Genomic DNA, 4906 nt, shown 5'->3' on the forward strand with positions numbered 1-4906 from the left:
CCCGGCTCGACCGGCTGGTGCTGCGGCTGGAGCCGCCGGCCACCTTCGCGGCGCCCTCGCGCCCGAGCCGGCGGTCGATGGCGGCGAGAACGCGCTGCCACGCGGGATGCGTTTCGCTGCGGCCGTCGAAGCCCGACAGGTCGAGGACGTTGACGTTGTAGAATTCGGCCGGCAGCGCCTCCGGGTCCATTTTTTCGAGCCCGATGGCGACGAGCGAGCCGCGGTCGAGGCCGATGCGGCTTTCGATGCGGACCCAGCGGCGCTGGATCGCGGCGGGGGTCCAGCAGCCGAGCACGACCTTGGCGCCCTTGACCGCGCGGTCGATGACGTCGGGAAATTCGGCGCCGGCGTCGATCCCCTCGGCATCGAAGAAGATATGATGGCCGCGCGCGAGCAGCAGGTCGCGCAGCCGCATCGCCTTGTCGGCGTCGGCGCGGCTGTAGCTGATGAAGATGTCATAGGGGCGCTCGGGCGGCGCGTCGCTCGCTTCTGTCGTCATCGCTGCCCCGGCCTTGGCCTGTCCCCGTTTTTCCTGCCGGCAGCGATAGCAGCCCCGCGAGGCTTGGCAAGCGCCGCGCGGCGAATGGTCAGCGCCAGCGCAGATTGCCGCGCGACAGGTCGGCGAGGCTTTTGGCGCCCATCAGCTTCATGCCGCGCTCGATCTCGGCGCGCAGCAGGCCGACCGCGCGGCCGACGCCGTCCTCGCCCGCCGCGGCCAGCGCGTAGAGATAGAGGCGCCCGCCCGAACAGGCTTTCGCGCCGACCGACAGCGCTTTGAGCACATGGGTGCCGCGGGTGATGCCGCCGTCGCAGATCACTTCCAGCCGGTCGCCGACCGCATCGACGATCTCCGCGAGCGCGTCGAAGGGCGCGCGGCTGCCGTCGAGCTGGCGGCCGCCGTGGTTCGACACCATGATCGCGGTGGCACCGATATCGGCCGCGCGCTTCGCATCCTCGACCGCGACGATGCCTTTGAGGCAGAAGGGGCCGTTCCATTGCTTGCGGATCGCCTCCGCGCGCTTCCAGTCGAGGCTCTGGTCGAGCATCGTGGTGAAATATTCGGCGACCGATTTGGGGACGCTCGACCCCTCGGAGACGTGCGTCGCGAGGTTGGGGAGGCTGAATTTCTCGCGCAGGACGTAGTTCAGGCCCCAGCCGGGCTTGATCGCATAGGAGAGCAGGTTGCGCGCCGTGAATCGCGGCGGCGAGGTGAAGCCCGAGCGCAGGCAGCGCTCGCGGTTGCCGCCGACGATCGTATCGACGGTGAGCGCGACGGCATCGAATTTGGCGTCGCGTGCGGCGTCGAGCATCGCCGTGTTGAGCCCTTCGTCGTGGTGGACGTAGAGCTGGAAGAGCTTGGGGCCGTTGGTCAGCGCGCCCGCCTCGGCGAGGCCGATCGTCGCGAGGCTGGAGATGCCGGCGACGGTGCCCGCGTCGGCGGCGGCGCGCAGCACCGCGCGCTCGCCCTGCCAGTGAAAGAGCCGCTGGAGCGCGGTCGGCGACAGGAAGAGCGGCATCGCGATCTCGCGCCCGAACAGCGTCGTTTTCATGTCGACGCTCTCGACCCCGGCAAGGACGCGCGGGATGAGGTCGCATTGGTCGAAGGCGTCGCGGTTGCGGCGGCGGGTGACCTCGTCGTCGGCGGCGCCGTCGATATAATCGAACACCGGCCAGGGCAGGCGCCGCTTCGCCAGCGCGCGGAAATCGTCGATGTTATGGCAGTCGGTGAGTTTCATTCTTCGCCCCGGATGTCTCGTCATTGCGAGCGCAGCGAAGCAATCCAGGGCGGTTTACGCAACCCTGGATTGCTTCGCTGCGCTCGCAATGACGATGATTTCATACGCCCGTCAGCCGCGCGAGCGCCCAGCGCGGCTCGATCGGCCGCGCGGCGTCCTGAACATGCGCGGCGACGCGCGCGCCGATCGCGGGGGCGAGGGCGAAGGCGCGGCCCGCGGCGCCGCCGACGACCCAGACGCGGTCCTGTCCGGGCAGGCGGTCGAGCAGCAGGTCGCCGGTCGATGTGCGGCAGTCGTGCGCCGCCGCGCTGGCGACGACCGGCGCATCGGCGAGGCGCGGCAGGCGCGCGGCGATCCACTGGCGCGCGTCGGCAAGCGCGCGCGCTCCCGCATCGATGTCGGCGCGGCGGTCGAAGCTGTCGGGATCGACGCTGGCGTCGGGCGCGCTTTTCCAGACGCGCACCCCGACCCCCTCGACGTCGGGGAGCAGGTTGAAGCCATAGGCGCGGTCGACGAAGGCGGGCATCGCGGGCGGGCGGAACTGCGTATCGCCCTGACCGGGGCCGAAGTGAAAGACCTGCTGGCGCACCGCGGACAGACGCGCGGGCGTCAATATCTGCGGGAACAGCTCGGTTAGCCAGGCGCCGGTCGCATAGACGAGGTTCTGTGCGGTGCCGCCGTCGGGAAGCCGGTAGAGACCCTGCTTCTTGTCGCGCAGCGGCGCGGGCATCACGATGTCCTCGCATTCGATCTGCGCGTCGAGGATCGTTTCGAGGACGCCGCGGCGACCCGCGATCATCGCGCCTTTGGCGGCGTGCAACACCGCTTCCTCGGGACGCCAGGCGATCTGGGTGAAGCGGCCCCGCAGCCGCTCGCCGGTGGTGCGGTCGGCGCCGCGCGAATCGGCGACGGCATCGGTCGCGGCGAGCGCGGTCACCGCTTCGCACGGGGTCAGGATCGGCAGGCTCGCGCTGTCGGACAGCCGCTCCCACGCATCGCGGCTGTCGTCGACCAGCGCCGCGTAGAGCGCATCGCCGCCCTGCACCGGATCGAGCATCATCGACGGCAGGTTCGACGCGGCGCGGCCGTTGCCGGCGCCATAGGCGTCGAACAGCCGGACGCTGAGCCCGGCACGCACGAGGTGCCACGCGGTCCACGCACCGATCGCGCCCGCGCCGACGACCGCGACGTCGACATGCTTCGCGGGCGGTTTCGCGCCCTTGCGGCGGCGCGAGGCGCGCGGCTCGGGCGGGTCCTTGCGCTTCGGTTCCTTCTTCGCGCCGCCGAGCGCGAGGGCGATCGGCACGGCGCCCAGCGCGGCGATCAGGCGGCGGCGGTCCATCAGAAGCCGATGACCTGCAAGTAAAGCAACTCGTCATTGCGAGCGGAGCGAAGCAATCCAGAGCGGTTTACGCACGCTCTGGATTGCCGCGCGGCTTCGCCGCTCGCAATGACGAGGCCAATGGATGGGGTCATTCCCCGGCGCCCTTCTTGTAATAGCGATAGCCGCCGATCCAGGTTTCGAGCGGGGTCATCTTGCGGATCTCGTCGGGGCTGGCGAGCAGCGGGTCGTCGGCGAGGATGACGAAGTCGGCGCGCATTCCGGGCATCAGCGTGCCGAGCCGGTCCTCGGCGAAGGCGGCGAAAGCGGCGGTGCGGGTGAAGCCGTCGAGCGCGGTTTCGCGGCTGACCGTCTCCTCAGGATGCCAGCCGCCGGCCGGCTGGCCGTCGGCGCCGGTGCGCGAGATGGCGGCGGCGATGCCGGGGAAGGGGTTCGAGCTTTCGACCGGCACGTCGGACCCGAAGGCGAGGCGGACCCCCGCCTTCTCCATGCTGCGCCACGCATAGGCGCCCTTCAGCCGATCGGGGCCGAGCCGTGCCTCGGCCATCAGCCGGTCGGACGGCTGGTGGATCGGCTGCATCGAGGCGACGACCTTCATCTCGGCAAAGCGCGCGATATCGGCGGGATCGACGATCTGCGCATGTTCGATGCGCCAGCGGCGCTCGCCCGGCAGGTCGCGGGAGAGATCGGCGATCGCGTCGAGCGCTTCGGCATTGGCGGCGTCGCCGATCGCGTGGATCGCGACCTGGAACTTGTCCATCGAGGCGCGCACCATCTTGTTGCGAAGCTGCGCGGGGGTCAGCAGAGGCAGGCCCTTCTGCCCCGGCGCGTCGCTGTAAGGCGCTTTCAGCCAGGCGCCGCGCGAGCCGAGCGCGCCGTCGAGATAGAGTTTCACCCCGACCATGCGCAGCTTGTCGTCATAAAGCCAGGGGGTCGGCTCGCCGCCCGCGATCAGCGCCATATTGTCGACGTCGCGGCCATAGCTGAAGATACGGATCGCGAGCTGTTTCTTGTCCCCGGCGCGGCGATAGGCCTGCCAGTCCTGGATCGTCGTTCCCATGTCGGCGATGCCGGTGATGCCCTGCGACAGCAGTTTCTGCTGCGCGAGCAGGAAGGCGCGGTCGAGGTCGCGCGCCAGCGGCCTGGGCTTGGCGGCATCGACGAGCTGGGTCGCGGCGTCGACGAAGATGCCGCTGGGCTTGCCGCCCGCCATCTCGATCCGGCCGCCCTCGGGCGCCTTGGTCGTCGCGCTGATCTTTGCGGCGTTCATCGCCGCCGTGTTCGCCCAGCCGGCGTGGCCGTCGACGCGTTCGAGCCACACCGGGCGGTCGGGGACCGCCGCGTCGAGATCGGCGGCGGTGGGGAAGCGGCCGAGCCCCCATTTCTCCTGGTTCCAGCCCGACCCGATGATCCACGGCATTTCGGGATTGTCGGCGGCATATTTGCGGATCGCCGCCTGCGCCTCGGCGAGGCTGGTGGTGTCCGACAGGTCGAGGAGCATCAGCGAGAAGCCGAGCCCCATGACATGGCCGTGCGCGTCGATCAGCCCGGGGATGAGGGTGCGGCCCTTGCCGTCCTCCTTGAAATCGGGGCGTTCGGGGCGCTTGTCCTTGCGGTCGAGCAATTGCTTGACCTTGCCGTCGGTGCCGACGAGCAGGCCGGTGAAGCGCACGACCTTGCCGTCCCTGTCGAGGGTGATGCCGTTGACGTTATCGACGAGCGTGTCGGCGTGAGCGGGGGCGGCGATCAGCAGCGTCAGCGCGACAACTATTAAGCCCCTCCCCTTCAGGGGAGGGGTTGGGGCGGGGTCTTGAAGCCTTGCGCAAGG

Annotated in this window: 4 protein-coding genes; all 4 read right to left on the bottom strand. The window is 70.0% G+C overall.

The genetic code is table 11. The features are described 5' to 3' along the window. Positions 1 to 499 (bottom strand): toll/interleukin-1 receptor domain-containing protein (locus OJI97_RS14380; protein WP_297664571.1); only part of this gene is annotated, 499 nt, incomplete at its 3' end. 88 nt (positions 500 to 587) lie between these two features. After that, positions 588 to 1736 carry an alpha-hydroxy acid oxidase gene (locus OJI97_RS14385; protein ID WP_297664573.1) on the bottom strand — a complete coding sequence of 383 codons (1149 nt, stop codon included), beginning with the start codon at positions 1734 to 1736 and terminating at the stop codon, positions 588 to 590. 100 nt (positions 1737 to 1836) lie between these two features. After that, entirely contained in the window at positions 1837 to 3078 is a 1242-nt protein-coding gene (locus tag OJI97_RS14390) for an FAD-binding oxidoreductase (protein ID WP_297664575.1), read from the bottom strand. Between the two features lie 130 nt (positions 3079 to 3208). Beyond that, the gene (locus OJI97_RS14395) at positions 3209 to 4849 is read right to left on the bottom strand and encodes an amidohydrolase (RefSeq protein WP_297664577.1); all 1641 of its coding nucleotides are present in this window, start codon (positions 4847 to 4849) and stop codon (positions 3209 to 3211) included. Positions 4850 to 4906: the final 57 nt, after the last annotated feature.

The organism is Sphingopyxis sp., assembly GCF_025869345.1.
GTDB lineage: Bacteria > Pseudomonadota > Alphaproteobacteria > Sphingomonadales > Sphingomonadaceae > Sphingopyxis.

Bases quoted from the DNA above. Each gene is read 5' to 3' on its own strand.
- OJI97_RS14385 (WP_297664573.1), bottom strand. From the start codon at position 1,736: ATGAAACTCACCGACTGCCATAACATCGACGATTTCCGCGCGCTGGCG.
- OJI97_RS14390 (WP_297664575.1), bottom strand. From the start codon at position 3,078: ATGGACCGCCGCCGCCTGATCGCCGCGCTGGGCGCCGTGCCGATCGCC.